The 26,332-nt window shown below is 32.2% G+C and carries 28 protein-coding genes and 3 tRNA genes; 18 read left to right on the plus strand and 13 right to left on the minus strand.

Annotated elements, in window-relative coordinates:
• The first annotated feature begins 51 nt into the window (after nt 1-51).
• Nucleotides 52-489, plus strand: coding sequence for a hypothetical protein (locus HYY69_03155; protein MBI3032449.1), 438 nt, complete (start codon nt 52-54; stop codon nt 487-489).
• A gap of 31 nt (nt 490-520) precedes the next feature.
• Here the strand turns inward: HYY69_03155 and HYY69_03160 are convergent.
• A tRNA-Phe gene (locus HYY69_03160) sits at nt 521-625 on the minus strand.
• Between the two features lie 110 nt (nt 626-735).
• Here HYY69_03160 and HYY69_03165 point away from each other — a divergent pair.
• A complete protein-coding gene (locus HYY69_03165) occupies nt 736-1,119 on the plus strand; it encodes a hypothetical protein (protein MBI3032450.1) in 384 nt (127 codons plus the stop codon).
• A 2-nt stretch (nt 1,120-1,121) separates the two neighbouring features.
• On the opposite strand, the gene HYY69_03170 is transcribed toward HYY69_03165, so the two are convergent.
• The 3 genes from HYY69_03170 to smc all read right to left on the minus strand — a co-directional run bounded on the left by HYY69_03170 (nt 1,122) and on the right by smc (nt 6,561).
• The gene (locus HYY69_03170) at nt 1,122-2,132 is read right to left on the minus strand and encodes a polyprenyl synthetase family protein (protein ID MBI3032451.1); all 1,011 of its coding nucleotides are present in this window, start codon (nt 2,130-2,132) and stop codon (nt 1,122-1,124) included.
• 209 nt (nt 2,133-2,341) lie between these two features.
• On the minus strand, nt 2,342-2,824 hold the full coding sequence (locus tag HYY69_03175; protein ID MBI3032452.1) for a hypothetical protein: 483 nt from the start codon (nt 2,822-2,824) through the stop codon (nt 2,342-2,344).
• Nucleotides 2,825-3,066: 242 nt separating this feature from the next.
• Nucleotides 3,067-6,561 carry a chromosome segregation protein SMC gene (smc, locus tag HYY69_03180; protein MBI3032453.1) on the minus strand — a complete coding sequence of 1,165 codons (3,495 nt, stop codon included), beginning with the start codon at nt 6,559-6,561 and terminating at the stop codon, nt 3,067-3,069.
• 324 nt (nt 6,562-6,885) lie between these two features.
• Here smc and HYY69_03185 point away from each other — a divergent pair, with 324 nt between their 5' ends.
• Nucleotides 6,886-7,278 carry a hypothetical protein gene (locus tag HYY69_03185; GenBank protein MBI3032454.1) on the plus strand — a complete coding sequence of 131 codons (393 nt, stop codon included), beginning with the start codon at nt 6,886-6,888 and terminating at the stop codon, nt 7,276-7,278.
• A gap of 60 nt (nt 7,279-7,338) precedes the next feature.
• On the opposite strand, the gene HYY69_03190 is transcribed toward HYY69_03185, so the two are convergent.
• Together HYY69_03190 and HYY69_03195 are read right to left on the minus strand one after the other, a co-directional pair.
• The gene (locus HYY69_03190) at nt 7,339-7,596 is read right to left on the minus strand and encodes a hypothetical protein (protein MBI3032455.1); all 258 of its coding nucleotides are present in this window, start codon (nt 7,594-7,596) and stop codon (nt 7,339-7,341) included.
• Between the two features lie 22 nt (nt 7,597-7,618).
• On the minus strand, nt 7,619-8,608 hold the full coding sequence (locus HYY69_03195; protein ID MBI3032456.1) for an Lrp/AsnC family transcriptional regulator: 990 nt from the start codon (nt 8,606-8,608) through the stop codon (nt 7,619-7,621).
• Nucleotides 8,609-8,705: 97 nt separating this feature from the next.
• On the opposite strand from HYY69_03195, the gene HYY69_03200 reads away from it, so the two are divergent.
• Nucleotides 8,706-9,911 carry a glycosyltransferase gene (locus HYY69_03200; protein MBI3032457.1) on the plus strand — a complete coding sequence of 402 codons (1,206 nt, stop codon included), beginning with the start codon at nt 8,706-8,708 and terminating at the stop codon, nt 9,909-9,911.
• 41 nt (nt 9,912-9,952) lie between these two features.
• Here HYY69_03200 and HYY69_03205 read toward each other — a convergent pair whose 3' ends face one another.
• Nucleotides 9,953-10,633 carry a ribonuclease HII gene (locus tag HYY69_03205; GenBank protein ID MBI3032458.1) on the minus strand — a complete coding sequence of 227 codons (681 nt, stop codon included), beginning with the start codon at nt 10,631-10,633 and terminating at the stop codon, nt 9,953-9,955.
• Between the two features lie 459 nt (nt 10,634-11,092).
• Here HYY69_03205 and HYY69_03210 point away from each other — a divergent pair, with 459 nt between their 5' ends.
• The 8 genes from HYY69_03210 to HYY69_03245 all read left to right on the plus strand — a co-directional run bounded on the left by HYY69_03210 (nt 11,093) and on the right by HYY69_03245 (nt 19,285).
• The gene (locus HYY69_03210) at nt 11,093-14,911 is read left to right on the plus strand and encodes a hypothetical protein (protein MBI3032459.1); all 3,819 of its coding nucleotides are present in this window, start codon (nt 11,093-11,095) and stop codon (nt 14,909-14,911) included.
• 239 nt (nt 14,912-15,150) lie between these two features.
• Nucleotides 15,151-15,225, plus strand: a tRNA-Met gene (locus HYY69_03215).
• Nucleotides 15,226-15,296: 71 nt separating this feature from the next.
• The gene (locus HYY69_03220) at nt 15,297-16,049 is read left to right on the plus strand and encodes a hypothetical protein (protein MBI3032460.1); all 753 of its coding nucleotides are present in this window, start codon (nt 15,297-15,299) and stop codon (nt 16,047-16,049) included.
• A 41-nt stretch (nt 16,050-16,090) separates the two neighbouring features.
• Nucleotides 16,091-16,333 carry a hypothetical protein gene (locus HYY69_03225; GenBank protein MBI3032461.1) on the plus strand — a complete coding sequence of 81 codons (243 nt, stop codon included), beginning with the start codon at nt 16,091-16,093 and terminating at the stop codon, nt 16,331-16,333.
• A gap of 133 nt (nt 16,334-16,466) precedes the next feature.
• Nucleotides 16,467-16,639, plus strand: a tRNA-Arg gene (locus tag HYY69_03230).
• A gap of 100 nt (nt 16,640-16,739) precedes the next feature.
• Entirely contained in the window at nt 16,740-17,996 is a 1,257-nt protein-coding gene (locus tag HYY69_03235) for a tyrosine-type recombinase/integrase (GenBank protein MBI3032462.1), read from the plus strand.
• Entirely contained in the window at nt 17,993-18,499 is a 507-nt protein-coding gene (locus tag HYY69_03240) for a recombinase family protein (GenBank protein ID MBI3032463.1), read from the plus strand. Before HYY69_03235 ends, HYY69_03240 begins: the two co-directional genes overlap by 4 nt.
• Before the next feature lie 48 nt (nt 18,500-18,547).
• On the plus strand, nt 18,548-19,285 hold the full coding sequence (locus tag HYY69_03245; protein MBI3032464.1) for a hypothetical protein: 738 nt from the start codon (nt 18,548-18,550) through the stop codon (nt 19,283-19,285).
• 200 nt (nt 19,286-19,485) lie between these two features.
• On the opposite strand, the gene HYY69_03250 is transcribed toward HYY69_03245, so the two are convergent.
• The 5 genes from HYY69_03250 to HYY69_03270 all read right to left on the minus strand — a co-directional run bounded on the left by HYY69_03250 (nt 19,486) and on the right by HYY69_03270 (nt 22,080).
• A complete protein-coding gene (locus tag HYY69_03250; GenBank protein MBI3032465.1) occupies nt 19,486-19,812 on the minus strand; it encodes a hypothetical protein in 327 nt (108 codons plus the stop codon).
• A complete protein-coding gene (locus HYY69_03255) occupies nt 19,796-20,596 on the minus strand; it encodes a hypothetical protein (GenBank protein MBI3032466.1) in 801 nt (266 codons plus the stop codon). Before HYY69_03255 ends, HYY69_03250 begins: the two co-directional genes overlap by 17 nt.
• Nucleotides 20,597-20,695: 99 nt before the next feature.
• The gene (locus HYY69_03260; GenBank protein MBI3032467.1) at nt 20,696-20,977 is read right to left on the minus strand and encodes a hypothetical protein; all 282 of its coding nucleotides are present in this window, start codon (nt 20,975-20,977) and stop codon (nt 20,696-20,698) included.
• Nucleotides 20,974-21,807, minus strand: coding sequence for a DsbA family protein (locus tag HYY69_03265; protein MBI3032468.1), 834 nt, complete (start codon nt 21,805-21,807; stop codon nt 20,974-20,976). The genes HYY69_03260 and HYY69_03265 overlap by 4 nt, the downstream gene beginning before the upstream one ends.
• A gap of 111 nt (nt 21,808-21,918) precedes the next feature.
• Nucleotides 21,919-22,080, minus strand: a complete 162-nt coding sequence (locus HYY69_03270) for a hypothetical protein (protein ID MBI3032469.1) — start codon at nt 22,078-22,080, stop codon at nt 21,919-21,921.
• 118 nt (nt 22,081-22,198) lie between these two features.
• On the opposite strand from HYY69_03270, the gene HYY69_03275 reads away from it, so the two are divergent.
• From HYY69_03275 to HYY69_03290, 4 genes are all read left to right on the plus strand, one after another.
• Complete coding sequence (locus HYY69_03275; GenBank protein ID MBI3032470.1) at nt 22,199-23,182, plus strand: hypothetical protein; 984 nt, start codon at nt 22,199-22,201, stop codon at nt 23,180-23,182.
• Nucleotides 23,183-23,249: 67 nt separating this feature from the next.
• On the plus strand, nt 23,250-23,741 hold the full coding sequence (locus HYY69_03280) for a hypothetical protein (GenBank protein MBI3032471.1): 492 nt from the start codon (nt 23,250-23,252) through the stop codon (nt 23,739-23,741).
• 37 nt (nt 23,742-23,778) lie between these two features.
• Nucleotides 23,779-24,396, plus strand: coding sequence for a hypothetical protein (locus tag HYY69_03285; GenBank protein ID MBI3032472.1), 618 nt, complete (start codon nt 23,779-23,781; stop codon nt 24,394-24,396).
• A gap of 99 nt (nt 24,397-24,495) precedes the next feature.
• Nucleotides 24,496-24,912: a PIN domain-containing protein gene (locus tag HYY69_03290; protein MBI3032473.1), complete on the plus strand. Its 417-nt coding sequence runs from the start codon at nt 24,496-24,498 to the stop codon at nt 24,910-24,912.
• Here HYY69_03290 and HYY69_03295 read toward each other — a convergent pair.
• Nucleotides 24,907-25,152, minus strand: coding sequence for a hypothetical protein (locus HYY69_03295; protein ID MBI3032474.1), 246 nt, complete (start codon nt 25,150-25,152; stop codon nt 24,907-24,909). The genes HYY69_03290 and HYY69_03295 overlap by 6 nt on opposite strands.
• Before the next feature lie 147 nt (nt 25,153-25,299).
• On the opposite strand from HYY69_03295, the gene HYY69_03300 reads away from it, so the two are divergent.
• Together HYY69_03300 and HYY69_03305 are read left to right on the plus strand one after the other, a co-directional pair.
• On the plus strand, nt 25,300-25,959 hold the full coding sequence (locus HYY69_03300; GenBank protein ID MBI3032475.1) for a hypothetical protein: 660 nt from the start codon (nt 25,300-25,302) through the stop codon (nt 25,957-25,959).
• A complete protein-coding gene (locus HYY69_03305; protein MBI3032476.1) occupies nt 25,952-26,329 on the plus strand; it encodes a hypothetical protein in 378 nt (125 codons plus the stop codon). Before HYY69_03300 ends, HYY69_03305 begins: the two co-directional genes overlap by 8 nt.
• The last annotated feature ends 3 nt before the right edge of the window (nt 26,330-26,332 follow it).

Here is a 26,332-nt window from a genome sequence, read left to right on the forward strand (position 1 = left end):
GGCTATAAGGAACCAATACTTTTATAAATTACTTATTTACTTCTTCTATTTATGCAGATTAATCAGCTTCAAGCTAAACAAGGAAAAGTAGAAATTCAAGCTTCAGTTGTTGAAAAAGGAACAATCAGAGAATTTCAAAAATTTGGAACTCCAGGTAGAGTTTGCAATGCTAAACTTTCTGATGCTTCAGGGCAAATTGCATTCACTTTATGGAATGAACAAATTGACCAAATAGATGTAGGCGATGTCGTCAAAGTCACTAATGGCTATGTTAATGAATGGCAAGGTGAATTACAGTTAACAACAGGGAAATTCGGAAAATTAGAAGTAGTTGAGAAAGGTGCTGGAGCACCAAGTTCGTCTTCATCTCAGTCTAAAACCTCTCCCTCAAGTTCTCCAAAAACAAACACCTTCTCAAAACCAAAACAACAAACCTTTGATGATGATGTTGATGATATTCGAGACGAAGAAGAAGTTGTCGATGATTAATAATTGTTCTTAATTCTTAAGAAAAATAAAATGGGACGGCTGGAACTTTCATGATGCAAAAATATTTTTTACATCTTTTGAATCCAGGACTTCTACGTCTTCAGCGTAGCGCTCTCCCAGGCTGAGCTACCGTCCCAATGATTTTTAAGGGCAATAAGATTATTTATAAATGTTATCGTTAACATTCTTTAATAAACAATGTTAACCGTAATAAAATATATAAATAAAAAAACAAACAGTAAAACCATGGACAAAAAAGGGAGTTTTGGAGATTTTATAGCAGCATATGGCTGGGCAATAGCTATTATTATAGTTGCTGGTATCGGCATGCTGTATTTTGGCCTTTTAAAAGATTCTGGTACTATTAAAGAAAGATGCGAATTTCCAAAGCACGTTATTTGCAGTGAAGCGCCAAAAGGAGTAACAGCTTTTTCTTCAGGAAATGCAAACTGCAAGTCAGGTTCGATAAGTTCTGAAACATGGGATGATACAACCACAACAACCTTGATCTTAAAAGAATGTACGTTGCAGGAAGGAATAAGGTTTAGTGATGATGTTACCCTTCAGTATATCGACAATGAAGGAACAAAACAAGAAATTATTGGTCAGATTGATGGAACAAGTGAATAAGATCAATGAGTTCTTTCAAGAATATATTTACTAATTCCAATAAAAAAATCCTTTTCCCATAAGGTTGAAGATTTAATGATATCATTTGCACCATTTATTAACTCATTTATTAGTTGTTTGCAATAATCTAATGCTTCGGTGTTAATGATAATTTCTTTAATATGATTAAATTCTTCTTGATTAATGTTCTTGCCTAAACAAGAAGTAAGAAATTGCTTATCACTTGGAGAGGCTTGTTGATATGTCTTAAACATAAGTAATGTTCGTTTTCCTTCTTCAATATCAGAATATACTGATTTTCCCAATGTTTTTTCATCGCCAAATACTCCTAATATATCATCAACTAATTGAAATGCCTGCCCTACCTTTATACCATAACCTGAAAGTGTTTGACACTGATTTTCATTGGCGCAAGCTAACAATGCACCCAATAACAATGGTCCTTCAACAGAATAATGCGCTGTTTTCAGCAAATAGCCTTGCATAATTTCTTCTTCAGTAAGTTCATCAAAAGATTTTGCGCTAAATTCAAGATCATACAACTGCCCGATATTAGTTACATACATAATTTCATGTAATTTCTCTATGGCTAATTCTTTATTAAGAAAAGACGTTTGCAACAAAGGCAATGAAGCAATGCTTACTAATGTATCTCCTGCAAGAATAGCTTTGTTAACGCCATGTTGTATGTGAAAACTTGGTTTTCCTCTTCGTACTGCACTGTGATCCATAATATCATCATGGATTAAGAAAAAACTTTCCAATAATTCAGCACATAATGAAGCTTTAATCACTTCAGGATTTTCATATTTAACAGCTTTATACCCATAGATAAAAAATATTGGTCGCAAACGCTTGCCTCCTGATAACGTAAATGTTTTGATACTTTCCAAAAAAGGTTTTGTTAAGTTTTGAGAAGGTGTTTGCTTGATTATTTCATCAAAAAAGAGCGTTAGCTGAGCATCTATTTTCTGTTTATAATCTTGTAAAATACGTTTTATATCATTAACCATAGCAAGAAAGAAATAAAGAGATGCTTTTAAAGGTTTAGGCCATAAAATGTTCTTTTATCCATAAAGAAAATACTAGAACTAAAATTAGAACTATTCCAAAAATAAAAATAGGCATAAAACCAAAGTTTATTCCTAACTCTTGAAAAATAGGTATGAAAACGATTAAAATAGATATTAATACTATTAAGGAAATAAACCATTTGATTATATTATTTTTTACCATTTTTATCATCCACCTTCTTTTTATTTTTTGCTTCTTTTATGATTAAAAAATCTTTCATAAAATCTAATATATCATTTAAAACTCTTAAACCAATTAATCCGAATAACACTGTAGCCAAACCAAAGGAAATAATTGTAGCGTTGCCCAGATTACTTGTACTCATATCTAATGAATTAAGATAAAACAAACCAAGTACTATGGCAATAACATAGAGTAAGAAAATGACTAATACGATCCGAGTAAAATATAAAGGTGTTGCTTCTGCTTCCTCTAGTTCTCCACCAAGCTCTTTTAGTTCTGATCCAGTCTTTTTTTTATCAACATTGTCCTTTATTTCACGAATTTTATTTTCCTTAAATTGCTTTAATTTATCAGAACATGCTATGATTATCCCATAAACTGCAAAAATCAGCGCAGCACCTGTAGTTGCAGCTTGGATTATTGTATTTATCAGAATTTCTGAAATCATTTTAACATAATCCCCTTTGGCTTAGAAATAGACCTATTACTATTAAAAGAAAACCTAATGGTGCAAAATAAACTGTATATTTTCTCGGTATATTTAGTCCAAATTGCCTAAGGACATCGAATAGAGAATCAATTATTAAAATCAATCCAATTATTACAATTATTATACATACCTTCATATAATCATAATACTATACGTTAGGATATATAAACTTTTTTTATTTATCATTGTAAGATATAGCTCTAAACCCTCAAACTCACTACCTTGCTCATATTATGCTGGTCCATACTTACTCCATATAAGGTATCAGCCTGGCTTATAATGCCATCATTGTGGCTGATGATGATATATTGTGCTTTGTCAGAATATTTTTTAACTAATTCAGATAATTTTTCTGAGTTTTTCTTGTCAAGAGCAGCGTCAACTTCATCAAATACATAGAATTTAGCAGGCTCATGCTCTTGAATAGCAAAAATAAATGCTAGCGCAGTCATGGTCTTTTCGCCGCCGCTTAAACTTCTAATATCCAAGAATTTTTTGCCGGTTAAACGAACTTTGATTGATACACCTTCCTGCAAAGGATGTTCAGTGTTTTCAATTTCTAAAAATGCTTCTCCTTTCGTTGAAAGTGAGCTGAACATATGTTTAAAATGATCATTAACAACCGTAAATGTTTTCATAAACAATTCTTCTTTTTTTGCCTCAATCTCATGCATCATCCCAAATACTTGATCTTTCTCTTTCACTAATAATTCCCGCTTTTCAAGAAGGTTATTATACTCATGCTCCAACGTATCATACACCTCAAGAGCTTTCATATTAACATTGCCAGCTTCTGCAACCATTTTCTCGCATTCCCAAACTACACGCTTAATTTGTTCTTCGGATTTATTTTCAATAAGCTCAACACCTTGATACTTAACAAATTCCTCATCCAATCCAGCTAATTCTGCTTTGACACGGGCAGCATCAATAGAAAGTAAATTCATACGTTGCTCTCGAGCGCGTGCATCTTCTTCTTTAGCAATAATCACATTTTCATCTTTTTGAAGTTTCTGGTTAAATTCATCTCGTTCGGTGAATAATTCTTTAAACTTGGCATAAAATTGCTGCTGTTGTTTTTCTTTATCGACAAGATCTTTGTCTTCTTCTTTGATTTTACTCATGAGATCTTTGATCTCATGAGTGAATTCAGTAATTTCTTTATCATGCTGCTTCATAATCTTGAACATATTCTCTCGTTCAGGGTACATAATACTGGAAAGTTGAGAAACAAGATTTTTAACACTTGTTTCTTCCCGAATCATTTGCTCTTTAAGCTCTGATTTTTTCTGCTCAAATGTTGTTAATTCAGCAAGCAATTGAGGACTACGCAATTGCATGATTTTATCACGCAATTCCTGCTTCTTGATTTTGCCTTCGGCAAGCAATTTATTGCAATTAGAGACACTTGTTTGGATTTTTATCGCTTCCTGATCAAGCTCGCCAAGCTCTTTTTCAAGAATTTTCTTTGCCTCTTTAGTAGCGTCCAAATCTTCAGAGTCAAGATGCAGTGATTTTTCTGATTTGATTATCTCACCCTCAAGTGATGCTTTTAATTCACGATAACGAGTAATTTTCTCTTCAGCTTCTTCCTTACGCTTCTGCAAAAGCTGGAGCAGTCTTTCTTGATCAGCGACTTCGCCTTCTAATTTCTTAATAGCGCTCACCACTTCTTTTTGCTGGAAGCCAAGTCCTTGTTGTTTCTGTCGGTAGCCTCCGTGCATGGCGCCGCTTAATTCTGATAAATCACCATCAAGCGTAACCATTCTTGCATTTCCTACGCCAATACGGCGCGCAACATCAAGGGTATCAACCACAAGGGTATTCCCAAATACATACGAAAAAACATTTTTGAATTTTTTATCAAAAGAAACTAAATCAGTGGCTTGCCCATGAACACCATTAATTTTAAGATATCCTTGTATGTTTGACTCATCTCCTGCGGCTTTTATTTTGTTCAAGGGCAAAAACGTAGCAGTTCCTAATTTATTGGTTTTGAGATATGCTATGCATTGAGCTGCTGTTTTATCACTGTCAACAACAATGCTTTTAATTCTTGGTCCTGCTGCAATTTCAAGCGCTAAACTATATTTTGTTTCAACGTCTCCTAACTCTGCAACTGTTCCAAATACTTCTCCAAACTTGTTTTTATTGGCAAGAATTTTATTAATTGCCTCTCCTGCGCTTATATTTTCGCGCAGTCCTGCATTTTTTGCCTGTTGCCGGCTTAATTCTTCCTGGCTTGCCTGCAAATGTTTGCGGCAATTAACTAATTGGACTGATAATGAAGAATCTTCCTGCAATAATTGGTTCAGTTCAAGAGTAATTTGCTTGAACTCTTTTTGTTTTTGCTTTAATTTTTCAATTTCAGCTTTGTGCTCTTTATTTAATTCAAGAACTTTATTGATTTTCTCATCCATGGTAGAAACTTGATATTCTTTTTGGTCCTTTAATCGCAATAATTCCTGTTGTTTTTCACGCAATGTTTGAATTTCATTTTGGCGCTGATCAAGAAAAGTATCTAATTGAGTGACTTCCTGCTCAAGATCTTCAGCGCCTTCCATTTTGTGCTTTTTCTTAAACTCAGCTATTTTCTTGTCAATATCACTGATATATTTCTGCGATTGAGACCTACTTTTTTCTGCTTTTTCTTTTTCGGCTTCAAGCTCTTTTATTTTCTGCTCAAGCTCCTGGAAAGAGGTTTGCAGCTGTTCTTTACGCGTTTTTACTCTACCAATTTCATGCTCACAACTTGAAATCCGTGACTTTTGGCTTGCAACGGCAACTTTAATGGTTTCAATTTCCTTCATTAAAGCAACCTGTTCTTTTTCTCCTTTCTGTTCTATTTCCTTATTGATACGATTAATTTCAGCTTTGCTTTCTTCTACTCGCTTCTTGAACTCATTAATTTTCTCCTGAATTTTTTGAATTTCTTCCTGATACTGCTTAATATTTGTTTCAAATTTATCACGTTCAGTCGTTCTTGCGGCTATTTTCGTGTGAAGCAAGGTTGCTTTGTGCCGCTTCATACGGTCATCTAATTCTTTATATTTTAATGCTTGATCGCGCTCTTTTTTAAGTTCCTTAAGATAGGTTCTTCGTTCAGTAAGAATAATTTCTGCTTCATTCAATTTTTGCTCTACTTTTTCGAGCTCTTTGACGGCCTTTTCTTTTTTTTCTTCATAAACTGAAATTCCCGCTATCTCTTCAATAATTTGCCGTCGTTCAACAGTTGACATTTCAACAAGCCTGACAATATCTCCCTGCAAAATAATATTATATCCATTTGGATCAATATTTGCTATTGACAATAAATCAAGAATTTCTTCACGCGTTTTTCGTTCATCATTAATTTTGTAAATGCTTTGCCCGCTATCACGTATAATCCGCGTAATTTTTATTTCAGCAGTTTCAAGAGGAAATGTTTTGTCAGTATTATCAAAGTATATGCTCACTTCACCAAATTTGGAAGGCTCTTTGGTTTTCCCGCCATTATAAATTAAATTTGCGGATTTCTCTGCACGCATACCTTTTGCAGAGCCTTTTCCGAGAACAAAGCATAACGCGTCACTTACATTCGATTTTCCTGATCCATTTGGTCCAAGAATGACATTAAAAGTACTTCCAAAAACAAGGTCAGTCCTATTCCCAAAAGACTTGAACCCTTTCATAACCATACGAGTTATTCTAGTCATACCTACCCCTTTTCTGCAATTTTTGGATTTTAAATGATATATAAACATTGCTATTTTTAAGAAGTTAGGCACCATCCTAGATGAAAGGATATAGAGAACTTTGCAAAATACTGGCAGTAACCCGAGATTTGCAAGTATTTTGCAAAGTTCTCTGTAGTTGTTGTGATTCAAATGATAATTCTTATTGTTACTACTTGATTGTTATTATTTACTCAAAAGCTTTATAAAGAAAATCATGTTACTATGTCCATAATAATTGAATTGGGGGTAAATAACATGGATAGAACACTTGAGGAAAGGGCAGAAATTTTCGTTGAAGATCGTATGGCTCCAGCAATGGCACACTCTCTTTATGAAAACCTATGCCAGACAACAGTAGTTAAAATCAAAGATGCTGGTTGGGGATATGATCCTCTCTTAAGTCAATATGGATTACATATCAAGGTTCCAATACCTGATGCTGGTAGGAAACATGGCGGCAGCAAGACATTTCTGTTTCAAGATGCACAGAAAATAGGACAACTCATGAGGAATTTAGGTGCTACGGATGCCGCACAATTAGTTAATAAACAAGTTGTCGTGTACTTTGACCCAAGATTCGGTAGATATAGCAATCCAGTGGGTCTCTCAGCACCAAGTGATCTTGAGAAATACGTGCGTCAAATAACTAGAACTGAAAACCGTTCTGCTCTTGAGCATGTTAAGCATTATCAATAATTTTTTTCTTTTTTAGTTTTTTATCACTGAGAATTCTATTAAGATTGACAATACTTTAATCTATTTCTTATAAACAGAAGCAAGCCACCATGTTTTAAGAGGAGATAATACTAACGTTGATAATACATATCCACCTACAGGAATTAATGCTTTAGCATAGGGTTTTGATTCATCAATAGCAAGCAGCCACAACAAAGCAATAATATAGGTTAAAATGGAGATAATTACTCGTCGTAGTAAACTTGTTTCCCAAGCTTTATCTGCTTCAACACGTTTATTTCGTTCTTTAATCAATGCAAGTTCTTCTTGTTTTTTCACAGAGTATGAAGAACAAGAGCGACTATTTATTCTTTTCGACTAAAAATCGAGGAAAAAATGTTTTTTTATGCTCTTGATATAGAAATAATGTTTCGCTGTCTTTAATCAAAGTGGGAAACTGCGACCTAATCTCCAATTCAAGCTTTCTGAATTCTTCCATCGTTGGAACTTCGATATCAAGCTGCAAATCCCATTCACCTAGTAGTTTAATAACATTCAAAACATAAGGATGTCCGCAAAGAAAAGCAACTAAACGCTGTTCTTCGTCAACAGAAACATTGTGGTATTTTAATAAAAGGAGAAGATTCCTATACTGGAACAAACCCATATTCAAAAATGGTCGGTATGCGCGGAGAATGCCCTGCTCTTGAAATCTTTTAATCCGGCTAATAATGGTTTTAGCAGTCACCTTCATTTCAGATGCCAAAGCAACGGAGTTTTTCCGTGCGTCATCTGCTAACAGCGACAGTAACTGGAGATCATCAGCTTGAAAACTATAATGCTCACGATCGCCGCCGATAATCTTTTCTTGAAGTTGACCATTAATCAAATGCTTCCTGCCATAATGCCGAATAACAATAGTGGTCAGAATAGAATAATGCTGTATTTGCTGAGGAAATTGTTCAATAATTGACCGAAAATGCTTGTTAAAATAAGAAGGATTTGGCGCAACAAAGGTACAAACAAGGTCATATCTTCCTCCAAGATTTGCAATCCAAAAAGTATGTGAATCTTGAATAAGAAAATCAATAAACTCCTGCAATTTTTCCTTACTGACATAACTTAATTTCAAGAGAACACGAAAATGAATCACCCCAAACCGGGAATAATCAAGAAGTGTATAAAAACGTTTGATTATTTTTTTTTTGACTAATGAATTAATGGTATAGCTTACCCGCTGCTCACTTGTTTTAATCTGCTTTGCAATGAAACTACAAGATGCCCGTGCATTAACTGATAAAGCGCCGAGTACTTTCTGTTCTATTTTCTTCATTTCCACCTTTTTTTCCATAATTGTTTGTGGTATGAGATTAATGGTATTTAAATCTTCACTTATCACAAAAAAAGGAGGAGATATTAATATATATGTGGGAGCATTTTAAGACTAGATGCAAGAACAGCTTACTATTGTTAAAGTTATTTATGCTCCGCCGCATTTAGGCGGCAGCGGTTATATGGGACTTTTATTAGGAAGAGAATTAGCAAAGCGTGGACATAACGTTCACGTAGTAAGTTATCCTGGAACATATCTTTCTGAAGATGATCAAAGAGTAATGACACTCCATCCTGTTGAAAATATAACCTACGGCGCATTTAAAGTGCCTCCTATGGGTTTAATTCTGCCAAGTGCTATCTATCAACTTTCGAGAACGATACCCATTGACGTGATCCATGCACATTATGCAGTTACTCACGGAGAAGCAGTTATTGATGCTCGAGAGATTATAAATAGAGCGCAAGAACACAATGGTTTGCCAACAAATAGAAGAGTGGGCGCAGTAATCACGAATCATGGAACTGACGTATCAGTGAACGGCTGTAAAGATCTTTTAGCACCTGCTTTAGAATTGCGATTAAGTCAAGCAGATGGAATTTCATTTGTAGCGAAAGCACTTCAAGATACAGCAAGAGAAGTATTTAGGTTAGATAATTATGGTAGAGTAATTCATAATTTTATTGATCCGAAACCTTATACTACAACCGAGGAATATAAAACAGGGGAGATTAAACGAAGGTATGGAATTCATAACAGTAAAATGCTTTTTTATCATACCTCCAATTTACGTCCGATTAAAAATGTGGGACTATTATTAGATGCATGGAATACATTAGTCAATGAAATTGGAAGACAAGATTGCCATTTAATGATTATTGGTGAAGGAGAAGAATTACATGATTTAGAAGAAAAAGTAAAAGATTGCGGTTTAAGTTCAACAGTTACCTTTACAGGAAGAATTGATGAGAAAGATATCCCTAGTTATACAATAGCAGGAGATGTCCTTGTACTTCCATCGAGAAAAGAAGCAATGCCCTTAGTTATATTAGAAGCTATGCATGCTGGAAACGCCGTTGTAGCGTCAAATGTAGGTGGAATTGGAGAAGTAGTAGAAGAAAATGAAAGTGGATTATTATTTCCTGAGAATGATCATGATACATTAGTTCAAAGAATGCTTGATCTTCTAGAAAACCCTCAACTCATTAAATCCATGGGTAGAAAAGGTAAAGCAATAGTGCAATCTAAATTTAGACCTGAAGCAATCACACAACAATATGAAGAATGGTATTATGAAGCACTGAAGAGACGAAGAGGTTAAACGTAAAACAAGAGATTGGTGTTTAGTACGTATTAAGTCTTCTATGGTTTTAGTGCCGGTTCAGCTTTTGAAGTATATCCTTTCAATGTTTTCTGAAGCTTTCCCCTGACTAATTTTTGATAAGGTTTCCAGCTTTTTCTGAAGAAATTATAATTTTCATAATATTTTTCAAGAAAAGCAATAGTTTTAGGGTCAGTGAGATATCCCGAACCAAAGTCAATGTGGTATTTCTTTTTCAATGCTGCAATTTCACGTTCACGCGTTACTTTTGCAAGGACAGAAGCAGCAGAACATTCAATGTAATTAACATCTGCTTTATGTTCAACTAAAACAGTGCAAGACACTTTCAACCGTTCCATGATATAACTTTTGTAAGCTTTAACATTATTACTTGGGCTGTCAATAATTACTTGATCAGGTTTCAAGCGGTGAATAATATCCAAGCTTTTTGTTGCCTCCAACCAATTCAAATTAAGATCAGCACTGCTTAAGGCCGCATCAATTTCTTCTGGAGGAATAATAACAATTGCATAGTCAGCAGCTAGCTCAATAATTTTATCATACAAATGTTCCATTTTTCGCAAGGTTAATAGTTTGGAATCTTTAACACCCATATCGCGCAGTTGTTGAAGTTTTTCTTCTGCAACAAGAACTCCTGACATAACCATCGGCCCAATGATTGGTCCTCTTCCAGCTTCATCTATACCGCAAACTAAAGCCATACTATCATTAATGAATGGTATCTTTTAAAGGTATCGAAACAACAGGCTTCGGTGAAAATCTCGGCATAGCCTCGGTTTTGGTGCCGTGATTATCCCACTTATTTATAAGAAGGAAAAAATTCCCATTGGAATTTCCTTTTTTCTCGCTCATTAATTTGAAAGATAATCACCAGCATGGCACCAAAAACTACATTTTCACCGAAGCCGAAACAACGTACATAATAAGTCTTCTATGGTTTTATTAAAAATCACTATTTTTAATCCCTGAGATCCTTCGGATTCAGGTAGCGCCAGTTCAGCTTTTTAAGTGAATTTCGATTGGATTTTTCTCTCTGGCACTCCGAAAAATCCCCAAAATGATATAGAAAGAGCTTCACAAAAGTAGGCGCTAAAACCCCAGACTTATTATGTACGAACTGAAGCAACATTTAAATACCTTTAATCTGAAGAAAGGAATATATGATAAAGAGAAAAAAAGGGCAGATCACCTTATTTATTATTCTAGGTCTGATCATATTGTTAGTCGTCAGCTTAACCCTCTATCTCAAAGGTGAACAAATAACCGCAAAATTTGATCCAGAACTAGGGAAAAAGGTATTGATTGACCAAGATATCACACCATTGCAACAGTATATAGAAAGCTGCTTAACGCAAGTTGCTGATCCATTAGTAAAGGAAATAGCCAATTCAGGAGGCATGTTTGAACCTGTAGTCTATCGTTATTATCAACAACAAAAAGTAAATTATCTTTGTCTTGATGCAGCAACAAAAGAAAACCACTGTGAAAACACTTTCTTAACTCAACAAGATATTGAAAAAGAACTCAGCAACAACATAAACAAAAAACTTGATGCATGCATAGATTTAAATTTGTTTAAAAGCCAGGGATTTAGTATAGAAACAGAGGAAAAAAACACTGAAGTAACAATCAAAGACTATGAAATAAGTATAGTGCTTAAATATCCTCTCATCTTGAAAAAAGATAATCTCGAATTGCAGGCTGAAACATTCAGCAGCACCTTAAATCTTGATTTAGGCAGGCTTATAAAGATTTCAAATCTCATAGTAAATAGTGAACTTCAGGAAGGCTCATTTGATCAGATAGAATTTATGAAAAAACACAGCGACATACTCATCAACAAGCACAAGCCTTATCCAGATATTATCTATTCTGTAAAAAGTAAAAATCTTATATTCAACTTTGCTTTGCAAGGTCATGATACTATAAGTGACGTTGGTTATAGTTACTTTGGAGCGCAAGAACAAACTGGGTGCTGTTATAATCCTCAAGATAATGGATGTTATAAAAATACTCCTGCTGAAATTTGCAAGGCAAAACAGGGATTATATGATGCTGATAACAGTTGTTCGTGCAATGAGCCTGAATTATCTGAAACAACTGCGGCGCAAGGAAAAGACTGTAAAGAAAAAAAACATCTCCAGGCATGGTGTGAATATGAAGGCATAACTGATAACGGTCTTGATCTTGTTGGTTCTCGTCATTATCGGCATTATTGTGTTGATGGCAAGGAATATGTTGAAGAATGCCGTGATTATAGGGAGGAATACTGCGGCGAAGATAAGAAAACAGAAAAAGCTGCCTGCACTGTCAACCGATGGCAGGATTGCATTTCTTGTAACGATGAAACATGCTGTTTAGATACTAATTATCGCGATTGTACTTGGAATCCTTATGAAACAACCAACAAATGCAGTCCGAGAATTGCTCCAGGGTTTAAATTCTGGGGCGGGAATGCAATTGCTCTGTGTACTAGAGCGCATGAAACAAAATATTGTGATGGTTTTTCATGTTCGCAGCAATGGATAGATCAAACAGCATTATTCTGCGCAAAACAGGGAGATTGCGGAAACTGGAGAAATAGTCAAGGTGCACTAACTAAATTCGGATTTTTAAACACTGACCTCGGGAAAAAAGTAGATGATGCTATCTACCTTGATCCTAAAACTGTAAAAAAAGAACTACAGAAAAAGCAGCTGAATTCTCAATTCAAAACTAGCCGAGCAACGAATAAGCCTTATGCTTATCAAAAAGCATTACAGGCACATACTGAATTATTAAGTTCTATGATGAGTTATATTGACGAACTTGCAACTATTGAATTCACTGATTTTCTTAATCCTTTTTTAGGAAAGCCCTTGATAAATATTAAAGATATAGCATTATGCGGAATCTGGCAGGCGCCATTTGGAAATAATGATTGCAAAAAATGCAATGAGGATGATAATCAATTACATCCTTGCACAGAATATAAATGCAAATCACTTGGCCAGCTCTGCGAATATGAAGAAAAAGAAGGTGTACCCTTCTGTTTTTCACAAACCAGTAATGATAACACTCCTCCAATGATAGCGATGCCAGAAGATATAATAGCACCTCCTTTTAAGATAATAGAACAAACAGAAAAAATTGAAGGTGAAATAATTACAGGATACAAAATAACACCAGCTCTCGATCCAAATGAGTTGGTAACTTTTAACCTTGCTACTGATGAACCAACTAAATGCAAACTTGCGTTTACCCCCTTGCCGCAATTTACAGATTTGCCCAATGTTAACCCTATGAATAATCAATTTATGCAGAAACATAGTATTACTTTAAGAATTCCTGAATCTGTAGTTCTCCCCAACAAAGTACGAGAGTTGTTGAATATTACTACTGTTGATCAATTCACCGCATTAATTCTTCAGCCAAAAGAAATGCTTGAGCAGTACAAACAGCGTTATAAAAATGCTTTATTTTTGTACAAAACATTTAATGGAAACGATCTGACAAAAATAGTTGATCCTTTAGTAAATATGCTGTTAGAAAACATTAAACATTTGCAGAAAAAAATCCCTTTTGCAAAAGCGCTTATTAAGAATTCGCTGGAAAAGTTTGATAAAAACACCTATGTTTTTTATCTGAAATGCGTTGATAAAGCTGGCAATGAAAACACTGATAATGTTTATATAGAATTTTCAATAGACACAACAAAAAATGATACAAACGCTCCTTACCAAGTTGCTGTAATGCCAGAAAATAATTCGTTGGTTAGCGCTGATAAAAAACAACAAAAACTAAAGTTCTATCTCAATGAATTTGGCGTGTGTAACTATGACTATGAAAATAAAGAGTATAATAACATGAAATATTCATTTCATTGCCCGACATCAAAGTATGATCTTTCACCACAAGAAGGAGGAAGTTATGAATGCACTGCTGCGTTAGATTTAAATCTTACAGAAACAACAATATATACTAAATGCAAAGATCATCCAGAGACAAAAGAAGAATATATCCTTAAGGTGAAGAAGGATACTGTGCCTCAACTAATCGGTTTAGAAGAAAATCCCTATGCGAATATCACGGGAAAAAATGAAATATTATTCTCGTTGCCTATGCTTGCAAATGACATAACATTTGTTGTAGCTGAAAATAATCTGCAACTGACAATGTTCAAAGAAGATAACAACATATGTTCATATAGAGTCAATGGTGAAGAAAAGATATTTGAACATTGTGAGAAAACAGATGCTATTCACCTTGGCACCTACTTATGTCGTGAGAACATAGCATTAGCGCCAGACAATAAGATCGAAGAGCGGAGAATAAGGCTATCTTTTACTAACACAACAAAGGAAAACAGTGAACTGATAGCAATTTCAGGAAATACCATATTTATCAATGCTTCATCAGAAGATACCTTCCTTATCTCTACGAATAAAACAACAACACTAGCTGAGCTGCAAATAAAAAGTATAGGTACTACGGGAGGATGCAGCATAAATACAACAGAAATGACGAACACCATGATGTTCTGCAAGACAGGAGATGAAACAACTATTTGTCAGCAATCAATGAAAACAACAGACGGAGCAAGCTATGAGATCATCTGCCGTGTGGATAATAAAAATAATTTTTGGAAGGTGCCAATTACATGTAAGGATGCAACACCCTTGCTACAAAATATACAACAAGAAAGTTATGTCTATACGTTGAAAAAATCATCGCCTTTGGAAATAATATATTATGATCCAAAAGGGGAAATCAATATTCATGAAACAGCGTTGATCATAAAAACAAGTGAAAGCAGCGAGGTCTTGTGTTCCTATAAACCAAAATTAGGAATTAGTTATATTTCTATAGATAAAAAAAATGATACTACCTTTACAAAAAAACTAAGCAATTTAGCTGAAGGAAGCAATTTAATAGTAGTTCGTTGCGAAGATGCATACGAAAATAACGTAGAAAAAGAAATCGAGATTTTCGTCATTTAAACGTCAGTAGGTTCAAAAGCTCTGTAGAAAATCTCGGCATAGCCTCGGTTTTGGTGCCGTGATTATCTCACTTAATTATAAGAAGGAAAAAATTCCTATTGGAATTTCCTTTTTTCCCAACATATTAATTTGAAGGATAATCACCAGTATGGCACCAAAAACTGCATTTTCTACAGAGTCAGGTTCAAAGGAATATTTATAAAGAGTGAGTTGATTCTTTATACTTGGATAGCAGAGAGAGCGGAGTAGGGCAGATTGGAGTGCCCGTCGGGCTCATAAGCCGAAGGTCAGTGGTTCAAATCCACTCTCCGCTATTTATTTTACTTTGTTATTATCAACTATTTCTCATGGAAACTATTATAAATATAGGAATCAGGAAATAATTATGGCATTTAAACTAAAAGAAGAAAGTCCATCTGGTTATGGCAATGAGTTTGAAACATTATATATGAGCCTCACAAAAAGATGCCAAAAACTATATTTTCACCGGAGCCTTTCTCATGGAAACTATTATAAATATAGGAATCAGGAAATAATTATGGCATTTAAACTAAAAGAAGAAAGTCCATCTGGTTATGGCAATGAGTTTGAAACATTATATAATAAGGAACAAGACACTATTTTAATAGAAATAAAACTAAAAAGTTTAAAACAATTATTTAATACGTATGACCCTGCTCCATTCTTTGAAAAAGACCTTGATGATGATGCTGTTGCCTATATCGTTGGCACGGTCAAGGAATTTCATATCGCACAAAAACAAAAATTGATAATTTACTTGCCAGGCATTTTTAAGAAAAAGGTTACTCCCCATGAAATAAAAAATGCTATTCACCATTTTTTTAAGTACCAGCATTTTCTTGCAAAAAGAAATTTAAAACTCAAATTTAAAGAAGCAAGAACTGAATTTGGCATTGCAATATTATTTTTATTTATCTCATTGGCAATTTCAGAGTGGATTGCATTTTCATTTGAAGGTTTAGTCAGCAGATTAATAGCTGAAGGCATTATCATTACTGCATGGGTTGCTATGTGGAGGCCATTGGATGCAATTCTTTTTGAATGGCTTCCTATTAGAAAAGACGGTTTAGTATATGAAAAAATCTCAAATATGCCTGTTGAAGTGAAGTTTTTATAAAAAAGCAAAAGAAATTAAAATGAAAGAAAAATTATTAGTTTATGGCAGATGCAAAAGATATAATCCTTGGTGTTGTTGGCTTTGCTATAAGTGTATATAGCGGAGCAGTGCAAGACTTATTAGGAGTTGTTATTGGTATTGTGATAATTATATTAACAATATGGTTAAATTTACAAGATCATGAAGAAAACATTAAAATACTTAATGCACAGATTAATACACAATACGAACTACAAAGAATAAAAGAACAATTAAAAGAGATGCAAAATGCCAAAAAAAAATAAAAAAGTGACTATTGATGTTATAACAGTACTATTAGTTATTTTAATAGTTATTCTAGTCTATTTCTGGTTAAAAAATAGAGGACTATCTGTTCCATAACCTTTAAAAAGCATTGAGAGTTCTTGATAATTTAATGCCACAGTGGCACAACCTGGTACTGCGCTGACACCTGAAGCTAAGGCATAGGGTGACGCAAGATTGCTAGGTCTAGCCTCTGTTTGATTACGCGTAAGCAAGAAATGAAAACAGATTCCACGCAATGATCCAGTTTCCGCAAGGAATTCCCGGTTCAAATCCGGGCTGTGGCGTTTAACCTGTTGGGTACAAAGCCATGCCATATTTAATACAAATGGGTATTGGCTTGTATTCACAGTTTTTTATATTCGCTAATTCTTATGAAATATAAAAATGGAAACTAAAAGACTACATATCTATGGGAAATGGCGAGAAGGTATTTATGAAAGGGAGCTAAAATTGCTAAAAGCTTGGAAAACAAGCCCTAAAAACAAGGATTTAATTACAGAGTTTCATAATTACCTTTATTCAACAGGAACAAAAGACTTGCGTGTAACTAAACTATCAAGCGAATTAAGAAAGATTTCTTTATTATTAGCAAAAGATTTCGATAAAGCAACACAAAAGGATATTCAGAGTATTGTTGCTGAATTTAATCGGCAAACGGCCTATTCTGAAGCAACAAAAGCAGATTATCGAAGAACAATCAAGCAATTTTACAAGTTTTTGAAAAAGAACGATGCTAGAATTTATAGTGATGATAAAACTGAAAGAATGGAAGCTATCCAATTTTATGAGTTTCTTGAAGAAGATATCAAGATTTCTTACAAAAGAGAAAGAATAGATCCAACTACAATTATAATAGACGAAGATATTAATGCAATTATTCAGAAAGGATGTAGCACTCCAAAAGAAAGAGCGATAGTAAAATTATTACATGAAACTGGAATAAGAGCTGCTGAACTTCTTGGAATGCAAATAAAAGATTGCATAATTAATGAAAATTGTTCTAAAATTGTGGTAGACGGAAAAACAGGATTAAGAAAAATCCCAATTGTTGATTCAATACCGTATTTAGCGCAATATCTAGAATTTCATCCTTTCAAGAATAATGAAAATGCATACGTTTGGTTAACAGAAAGCACAAATAGAAAATTAGAGCCGATGCAACATAGAGGGGTACAAAAACTAATTGATAGGTGCTTTCAAAGAGCAGGAGTTAGAAAGAGAAAAAACATGCATTGGTTTAGGCATTCTAGGGCAAGTTTGTTAGCACCAAAACTAACTGAACAATTACTGTGCAGATTTATGGGCTGGACACTTGGAAGTAGACAAGTCAGAAATTATGTACATTTATGCGCTGAACAATTAGAAGATGCATACCTACACATTAAGGGAATAAAAAGTAATGATAAGGAAGAACAAAGACTTCCAAAGAAGTGTGCTTGTGGTGCAATTAATGATAATATCTGTAGATATTGCCAAAAATGTGGAAGAGCAATGAGCGTAGATATTGTTTTGCAAGATCAAGAATTAATGAAGAATGAAATGGATAAAAGTATTCAGTTATTGATGGAAATTTCAAAGAATCCAGAATTGTTGGAAGCATTTAATAAATTCAAAGATAAAGTCAAGGGTGCAAGCCAGTGAAAATCGCTATCTATTGTAGAACAAGCAAAATAGATCAAAATCCTGAAAATCAGAGAATACAATTAGAAGAATATGCTAAAAGAATGGATTGGAAATATGAACTATTTGAAGAGAAAGAAAGCACAAGAAAAACAAGACCTATTAAATATGAAATAATACAAAAATTAAGATATAAAGAATTTGATGGGATTCTGGTTTGGAAGCTTGACAGGTGGGCAAGAAGTGTTTCAGAAGCTTCATTAGAGATGGATGAATTCATTAAGAAAAATATTGTTTTTATATCTTTGAAAGACAACATAGACATTAGCAGTGCTAATGGCAAGTTCTTCGCACAAATATTGTTTGCATTTGCAGAATTAGAACGATCAATAATCAGAGAAAGAACACTTGCAGGGCTAGAAAGAGCAAGAAGGCAAGGAAAAATACTTGGTAGACCTGAAGGGAGTAAGGATAAAAAAGTTAGAAAGAAAGGAGGATATTATTTAAGATATAATGAAAAATGATAAAAATAAGTTAGAAACAAATATAAATAGGGAGAAAATTCCAGTTTTATGACTTTAATAGTTTGTGCAAAGGCTATAGATGGGATGGTTTTAGCTTCTGATAGTAGAGGAACATTTGGAGACCCTCAAAATCTTACCGCACAAAATGATACTATGAAAAAGGTAGTCAAATTGAATGAAAATGCAGTGTTATTAGCTTCTGGTTCTGCTGAAATTGGAGAAACTATAATCCAAGAAATTGTTAATGATTTAAAGCAAGCTAATATAAAAAGTGTTACAGAAGTTATGGAATTTTCAAGGAAAAAATTTAAACAAAGATACGATGAATGGTTTTTGAAATATCCTCCATTACCTCATCCTCAAAACCCTGCTTTTGTAAGACCTGTTTTAGGAATAATTATTGGAGGATATGATTTAGACCACAATAATAAATATACTATTCCTAAGATCTATTCATTATTAAGTGTATATGATTTTGCTCCAATGTTACACAATTATGGTTTTGGGTTGCAAGGTGTTCCACAATATGCGTTATATCTAATGAATAGGCTTTATTCGCCTGAAATGAATACAGAACAATTAAAACATTTATTAGCTTATATCATAACAGAAACTGCAACTCAAGATGCAAAAGTAGGCGGACCCGTTCAAATAGCTATTATTCAATCAGAGAAATGTAAAGAGCTTTCAAGAGAAGAGGCAGAAAGTATTATAAATAAAAACATCTCTAATAGTAATAGATTAAAAGAGTTGTTTTTTCAGAGGGATACAAATGGACAAAGATGAAAAGATAGAAATTAAAATAATAGATGAACCAATAGTCTCAATAGATACTCTTTTAATAAAACAAGGATTTTATAGGCATTTTGAAATAAACACTGTAATGGCAACATTAAAGTAAATATCAAATAAATGCCTATTGTATAATATTAAACATTTTAAGATAAAAAAAGAAATTTCAAATAAACGACCGTTTATTTGATTACTTAATGAAGTTGATTCTTTAAATCTGGATACAATTCAAAATAATATTTCTGATACTGTTTATTAAATATTTTTGCATTTTTCATACATTGATGGTATTTAACAAAAGACCATCTAAGATAAGGTACAGATATTAAACAGAGAAAAACACCAATGATAATATTGATGTCGCTAAATCCGTTATTAAGAGAGATCAATGCAGTGTACAAAGCAATAATTATTGTAATATATGATAAAGCAGATGAGAAAAGTATATTTGCCATAGAGATTAATGAATCCCTATTTGATAAATTAACTTGAATAATAAATTTTTTATCGTCTTTGTTCAATACTATCACCTTCAAGTATTTGATTACATAAGGTTTGATTATCAAACGCATTTAAAAGGCAAAGATCTCTATAACTAAAAATACTTAATCCTATGGCAGCATATTCCTCGAGTGTAGAATTTGAATCTATTACTCTATTTTGGCTTACTTTCATGGTAAATTCAGGTATTTCAACTGGGGCTGGGAAGCTTCCCGAGAAATTTTTAGATAATTGGTTAGAAATAAATAGCAGTTCATAAGAACAATACCCACATTTGTATTTTTTGCATTGTTGTTCTGGAATATATAACATACCATCAACCTTATAAGTTTTTATCCAACATTGAGCACCAGTACTAATATTTGTTGGATTACACTGAAAATTTGTTTGAGTATATAAATCTCCTAAGACATAGACAGTTTCATTATCAACAAATTCAATATTGTATTCTTGCCCTTCTATAAGTCTCCCAATAGAATATTCTTCATAGTTATCCATATAGCATGTTTTAATACTTATTGAAGCATTTGTAACTTCTTTTGGTCCATTAGTGATGATAATTGGTAGAAATAATTTATCTTTGATATAAGGCTCAAAATTTGCATTTACATCATAATCAGTCATCCATATATTAAAATAAAAACCTAAGTAAAAAGTCAAAAATAGAAAAAAAGCAGCAAGTAAAATTGAAGTTATCTTTCTTAATAAGGTAGGATCCTGCCTACCTGTAAGTCTTCTCCAAAATGACAAGTTTAATTCCTCTTTAAAGGATCTATCCATAAAGAAAGAAATTCTCTCAAACATAAATGTCTTTTGTTTTTCAAAAATAAATAAAATATTTAATCAATAAAATAAAGATTATACCATAAATTTATGGATAAGTTATATTTTACTAATAAAACACTAAATTCTATCAAGCAACCACTCTGAAATTTTCTCGCCCTTTATTGCTTTTTTCTCTATAATTTTAGTAGCTATCTCTAAAAATGCTCCAGAGAGTAAAACAGCTCCGGCTATGCCACCTAAAGCTAAGCTTAAGGATTCATTAGTAGTAGTTATTCCAAAATACATTGAAATTAAACCACATGGAACTAATATATAGACCATCAGGTAGTTCCTATTAATTTTTCTCATAAGTAATTCTTTATCTACTAACTTTCCTGTAGTTGTTTTAAGTGTAGTCATTGTAACTCCTCATTTATTAGCTTTTCAAAGTGTTCATAAGGTAAAGCACCACTTACAAAGACATCATTAATTAAAAACGCTGGTGTACCTTTAACATCAAGAACATTACCCTCTTGCATATCTTTCTTCACTTTTGAAGCCATTTTCCCAGAATTTAAACAATCATTGAATTCATTTTCAATTAAACCAAGTTCTCTACCATAATTTTTAAGATCTACAATCACTAAAGCGTTTTGATTCTCAAACAATAAGTCATGCATTTCCCAAAATTTACCCTGCTCTCCAGCACATTCTGCTGCTTCTGCTGCCTTTTGGGCGTTTTCATGAAAATTTAATGGAAAATGCTTGAAGACTAATTTTACTTTACCCGTTGTAATATATTCCTTTTGAAGATAGGGTAAAGTATCTTCATACCATCTTCCACAAAATGGACATTGGAAATCAGCCCATTCAATGATAGTTACTGAAGCGTCTGCTTTTCCTCTTACATGATCTTTGTTTGTGCCAGGAGGCTGCAAAATCTTAACTGAAACTCCTACTTTAGGATTGATATAATATGTACCCTCTTTTTCAACAAGTGCTTGTTCAATTTTTGCAAAGTTTACTGCTTCTTTAATTTCACCACTATATACGTAAAAAGGTACTGCTTTAATATCATATTTTTTAATCAATTCTTTTCCTTCCTCAATGTTATAATCTAAAATAATTTTACCGCAGATTACACCCAAATCCCTGCATTTTTGCGAGATTTTTTCAGCTGTCTTTTTGACTTCATATTGTGTAAATTCTTGAATTTTATCTGCACCATCCACTTGTTTTTCATTTACCATTTTATTTGTCCTCCATATTATCCAATTGTTGAAAATAAAATTGCCTAATCCATTTCAACTCTTTGGGAAATTGAGATTCTAATGATTTATCTAACTGCACTAACACCATTTTCATTTTATTGGTGAGATTATTAATTCACCCTCCACCCCCATAGAAAGCAAAACCTTGCTTTGCTTGTTCAATTGATGATGTTCTAACCATACATGTGGCAAGGTAATCATAAATGAATAATTTTGAGATAATATTGTTCGCGGTTTTAGTTTAATCATCATAGATAACAATGACTGAGGTAGTTATTAAATAAAGAAATTTAATAGAAGAAAGTCCATATTAAATATGGACAGATTAAATAGGAACTTTTAAATAGTAGTTATGATCATAATCATTATTATGGTAACAATTGATCCAGATTTAATAGGAGAAGATGAACTCAGTTTGATAAAGTGTTTACTTAATTATAAACATAGAATTAAAGAATATCAAAAATATAGTAAGGATTTTAAGAAGATTATCAGTTCAAATCTCAATCCTGAAAATGGATATCTCAATTTTAATCTTGTTTATAGTACTCAATATAGGGAACAAGATATCAATGATGAAATTTGCAAATTAAAGAATGGATCAAAAATAATCTTTCAGAGTAATCGAGGAAATATTTCGAAAACAGCAAGAACATTAGAATCAAAAGGGTTCATCAAAATAGGTGAATTTAAGTTCAAAGATAAAAAAAATAGACCAAAGGGAGATAGAAAGTATAGGCAGATTTTAGTATTTAAAATAAAGAATGATGAAACTACATTTAGGAGACTCTTACTTATATTTTTTACAATAGATAATTTTAATTTTTTTATTAATTCAGATTATTATTTTGATAATCAAAAAATAATTGATGATTATTTTAAAGAAATTATTAAAATATTAAGTATGAATTTCGATTTAGGATATGATATAAAGAAAATAAAAAAGCTTGAAAAAGAATGTAATCAAATGCAATTAAATGACGTTAAAAAATGGTTTATTCTCCAACCACATATATTAGCGATTTATTTATTTAATCCAAATAGGTTTAAAGTAGTGGTAAAAACAATTCAAGATAATTTTAGAGTGAATAAAATTCCAGAAGCATTTTCTTCAATAATATTCCTGATGTCATTTTCAATAAGTTCATTAATAGTTAGTATAGATAAATTCAAGAAGGATCCAAGTCATTCAAAAAATTTATTGAATATATTTAGAGCTTTAGATTTAGAATCAAATAAGTTAAATAACTACTTAGAATGTTATGCAAAGGCTTATATTTTAAATAATTTAAACAAATTTAAGGAGGCAAGTAATAAGAATTCAGCGATGGCGATTACACCCACCAAGTCCTAAGCTGGGCTGTGGCGTATTTTTTTTAATTTTTAATATTAAAATTAATTAAACATGAAAAATAATTAAAATGATAAAGATAGCCTTGGATACTGGATGCTTGAATGTTAAGAAAAAGGATTTAATTCTTAATAAGTTAGATGAATTAGAAGGATTAGGTAAAATCAAATTAATTACATCAACAGTTAATGAAAAAGAACAAATATTAACAAATCAAATTGAAACCTTTAGAAACACATACCTAAAAATAATTAATAATAAAGAAAAAATCTTGGAAGGTGGGAGATTTGATATCTCTACTTTTGACAATTGTGTTTTTAGTGATGAAAAAATAATCGCGGAATTAGCAAAGATATTTGGAAAACCAAAGATTGATAGCAATGATTTCTTTGATCTTTGGCTCCTTGAAACCGCAATAATTCATAAGTGTGATTATTTTTTGACAAAAAATAGCAATGATTTTATTGTGAATGGAAAAAAAGAAGCTATTGAACAATTGGGAATTAAAGTAAGAGAACCAAATCAAGATTTTTTAAATGAATTAGTTAATTCATCTAAATGATAGTATCATTTATAAAGTATAAGCTAAATCTTAACGTATGCCAATAGAAACGATTACTGGATATAAATTAGTATGTAACTTGTGCAGTTATGTCTGGGAAACTAGATATTCTAAAATTCCAGCTTCCTGTCCTAGTTGCAAAAATAAAATACATAACACAAATAATTATAAAATTTTAACTCAATTTATACATAAAGAAAATACGCCTGAAGAAACGATGAAGCTGACCATGTTAAGCGTGATAATTTTTTTAGGAATATGGGTTATTTTTGGATTAATATTTGGATCTAATGCATTTACATTAACAGGTTTGATCTTACTTATAATTGTAGGAGTTATATTTTGGAGTACAAATAAAAGAATAGAAAAAGATGCAAACAAAGATAAAAATATCCTTAGAATTTCTGAAGAACATACCATCAAAAAAGGTGAGAAATATAAAACAATAAAAACTAAATGCCCAAAATGTTTAACAGAGTTAATCTTACGATTTGATGTTGAGAATTTAAAGACTGAAAAGAAAAGGTGTACGGGTTGTGGAAACATTATGAGTATTAGTCCCATCAGAAAAAGAGTTTACAAATGCGAGTATTGTTTAAAGGAGCACACAACTTTAGAAGATGCAGAAAAACATGAGAAGAACTGCAAAAAGTGAAAATAGATATGATCATTTCTCCGCAAACCTTCCATCTATTCCGAAACATTTCCGACGGCAATCACTAAATTTATTAATAAACATTGCAACAAAACAAGTATGACTAAAAGATACTATGTAGATACTTCAATTTGGATGGATATTTATGAAGATAGAAAAGGTTACAATAATGAACCATTAGGAGATTTTGCATTGCAATTATTTAGTTTGATAAAAGCTAAAGAACATACTTTAATAATAACCGATATTTTGATACGAGAACTTGAAGGATATTATTCTATGCCTGAAGTAAAAGGAATGATAAAACCGTTTGAAAAAAACATCGAAAAGATGATCTCAACAGAAAACCAGAGAAATGAAGCAAGAAAAATCGCCAGAGAAAGAAACTTGCCGCCAGGTGATGTCCTTCATGCTATCATTGCAAGAGATAATAATCTCATTTTAATAACACGCGATAAAGATTTCAATTATTTAAAAGATATTTCAAACCATTACAAACCAGAAGAATTATTATAATGAATCAAACGCTGTTTTTCTTATGTGTTCATATTGTTCAACTGAAATCTTTTTCTTGGCAACGCCTTTTAACGATGATAGTTCTAAAATTGCTTTTTTCATTTTTGCTTCATCAAGCTTTTCCCGCAAAGCATTGCGGATAAATTCAGTCCTATTTTGAAATCCAAATTCCTTAACAACAGAATCTACCTCTTTCAAAAAAATGCGATCTAACTTTAAAGTAATCATATCAGTTGTCATATATCCATAGTATATACAATAGATATATAAATATTGTGGTAATATCCTTATTAAAGTAAGAAAATAGTTTGTCAGATAGTACCTTTTTCAAACAAAATACTAAAAATAACAGTAAAATTTAAATACTTGTATAAAATAAGTAACATTATGATCATCTACAACCCGCATAATAACACCATCATGAAAGAACGGATAATACAAGGAGAATCAATCTTAAATAGCATTCCTACTAACTATTGTTTTATTACAGGCTCGTTCTTATTTCAAGAAAAGTATAAGGATATTGATGTGTTTGTAGTAAGTAGAACAAAGAAAAAACTAGAAATAAAGAATAAGAAGATAAAAATAACTATTATTGATTTTAATGATCTTTATTCTTTATTTTATCATTCCATTGCTAAAAGTTGCATAGCAAAAAATATTCTTCCAATAAGACCGTTGAAAGTTACTTTAACAGACTTTTGGGACGTTATTAATGAGGCAATTCCTACAATATTAAACAATCAAAAAACCTTTCAAAAAGAACTGCGTTTTTTAGTTCTATATACTGAATATTTTAAAACAAAAAATATTCTTGATTCTTATCAATTATCAAAAAAGATAAAACAATTTAAGAAAACTGATGAAGTTTTATCATATCTTAAACAAGAGCTTCCAAATATAGTAAAAACCAACGCTGAACCATCCTACATTAAACGATTTTTCTACACACAGGCAAGTAATTATAAAGATTTACGAGAGTACAAAGCACAAGATTATTTATATGGATTAGTTCATAACATCACAAGGGGTTTAGCCAATGGTTGATAGTGAATATTTTAAAACAAAGATACAAGAAATTATAACTCAAAATTATGAAATAGAATTTTTAGGTAATGATTTTGATCAGATTGTTAAACAACTTACTGACGTAAAAGCTGAAAAAATCTATAATTGGCTCAGTGAAATAATAAAGAGAAAGATTCAACCTATATTTATTGGTTCCAACAAAGTATACAAAGAATGGACTGTTAACCAACTACTAACTTTTCGCTATCCTTTTAGTGTAGGAAATACAGAATATAGAATTCTATTAGTGAAAGTCAAAAACCAAATATACATAGAATTTCATCTTGGAGATCATAAATATTATGATAAAGTAAGAAAAGATTTAGATTTAAAGAAGAGTAGTTACTAACCT

It is taken from the genome of Candidatus Woesearchaeota archaeon (assembly GCA_016192995.1).
Taxonomy (GTDB): Archaea; Nanobdellota; Nanobdellia; order Woesearchaeales; family DSVV01; genus JACPTB01.

What these genes read in the sequence shown, in the direction of transcription:
- HYY69_03155 (MBI3032449.1), top strand. Translation starts at nt 52, where the DNA reads ATGCAGATTAATCAGCTTCAAGCTAAACAAGGAAAAGTAGAAATTCAA.
- HYY69_03165 (MBI3032450.1), top strand. Translation starts at nt 736, where the DNA reads ATGGACAAAAAAGGGAGTTTTGGAGATTTTATAGCAGCATATGGCTGG.
- HYY69_03170 (MBI3032451.1), bottom strand. Translation starts at nt 2,132, where the DNA reads ATGGTTAATGATATAAAACGTATTTTACAAGATTATAAACAGAAAATA.
- HYY69_03175 (MBI3032452.1), bottom strand. Translation starts at nt 2,824, where the DNA reads ATGATTTCAGAAATTCTGATAAATACAATAATCCAAGCTGCAACTACA.
- smc (MBI3032453.1), bottom strand. Translation starts at nt 6,561, where the DNA reads ATGACTAGAATAACTCGTATGGTTATGAAAGGGTTCAAGTCTTTTGGG.
- HYY69_03185 (MBI3032454.1), top strand. Translation starts at nt 6,886, where the DNA reads ATGGCTCCAGCAATGGCACACTCTCTTTATGAAAACCTATGCCAGACA.
- HYY69_03195 (MBI3032456.1), bottom strand. Translation starts at nt 8,608, where the DNA reads ATGGAAAAAAAGGTGGAAATGAAGAAAATAGAACAGAAAGTACTCGGC.
- HYY69_03200 (MBI3032457.1), top strand. Translation starts at nt 8,706, where the DNA reads ATGCAAGAACAGCTTACTATTGTTAAAGTTATTTATGCTCCGCCGCAT.
- HYY69_03205 (MBI3032458.1), bottom strand. Translation starts at nt 10,633, where the DNA reads ATGGCTTTAGTTTGCGGTATAGATGAAGCTGGAAGAGGACCAATCATT.
- HYY69_03210 (MBI3032459.1), top strand. Translation starts at nt 11,093, where the DNA reads ATGATAAAGAGAAAAAAAGGGCAGATCACCTTATTTATTATTCTAGGT.
- HYY69_03220 (MBI3032460.1), top strand. Translation starts at nt 15,297, where the DNA reads ATGGCATTTAAACTAAAAGAAGAAAGTCCATCTGGTTATGGCAATGAG.
- HYY69_03225 (MBI3032461.1), top strand. Translation starts at nt 16,091, where the DNA reads ATGGCAGATGCAAAAGATATAATCCTTGGTGTTGTTGGCTTTGCTATA.
- HYY69_03235 (MBI3032462.1), top strand. Translation starts at nt 16,740, where the DNA reads ATGGAAACTAAAAGACTACATATCTATGGGAAATGGCGAGAAGGTATT.
- HYY69_03245 (MBI3032464.1), top strand. Translation starts at nt 18,548, where the DNA reads ATGACTTTAATAGTTTGTGCAAAGGCTATAGATGGGATGGTTTTAGCT.
- HYY69_03255 (MBI3032466.1), bottom strand. Translation starts at nt 20,596, where the DNA reads ATGTTTGAGAGAATTTCTTTCTTTATGGATAGATCCTTTAAAGAGGAA.
- HYY69_03260 (MBI3032467.1), bottom strand. Translation starts at nt 20,977, where the DNA reads ATGACTACACTTAAAACAACTACAGGAAAGTTAGTAGATAAAGAATTA.
- HYY69_03265 (MBI3032468.1), bottom strand. Translation starts at nt 21,807, where the DNA reads ATGGTAAATGAAAAACAAGTGGATGGTGCAGATAAAATTCAAGAATTT.
- HYY69_03270 (MBI3032469.1), bottom strand. Translation starts at nt 22,080, where the DNA reads ATGATGATTAAACTAAAACCGCGAACAATATTATCTCAAAATTATTCA.
- HYY69_03275 (MBI3032470.1), top strand. Translation starts at nt 22,199, where the DNA reads ATGGTAACAATTGATCCAGATTTAATAGGAGAAGATGAACTCAGTTTG.
- HYY69_03280 (MBI3032471.1), top strand. Translation starts at nt 23,250, where the DNA reads ATGATAAAGATAGCCTTGGATACTGGATGCTTGAATGTTAAGAAAAAG.
- HYY69_03285 (MBI3032472.1), top strand. Translation starts at nt 23,779, where the DNA reads ATGCCAATAGAAACGATTACTGGATATAAATTAGTATGTAACTTGTGC.
- HYY69_03290 (MBI3032473.1), top strand. Translation starts at nt 24,496, where the DNA reads ATGACTAAAAGATACTATGTAGATACTTCAATTTGGATGGATATTTAT.
- HYY69_03295 (MBI3032474.1), bottom strand. Translation starts at nt 25,152, where the DNA reads ATGACAACTGATATGATTACTTTAAAGTTAGATCGCATTTTTTTGAAA.
- HYY69_03300 (MBI3032475.1), top strand. Translation starts at nt 25,300, where the DNA reads ATGATCATCTACAACCCGCATAATAACACCATCATGAAAGAACGGATA.
- HYY69_03305 (MBI3032476.1), top strand. Translation starts at nt 25,952, where the DNA reads ATGGTTGATAGTGAATATTTTAAAACAAAGATACAAGAAATTATAACT.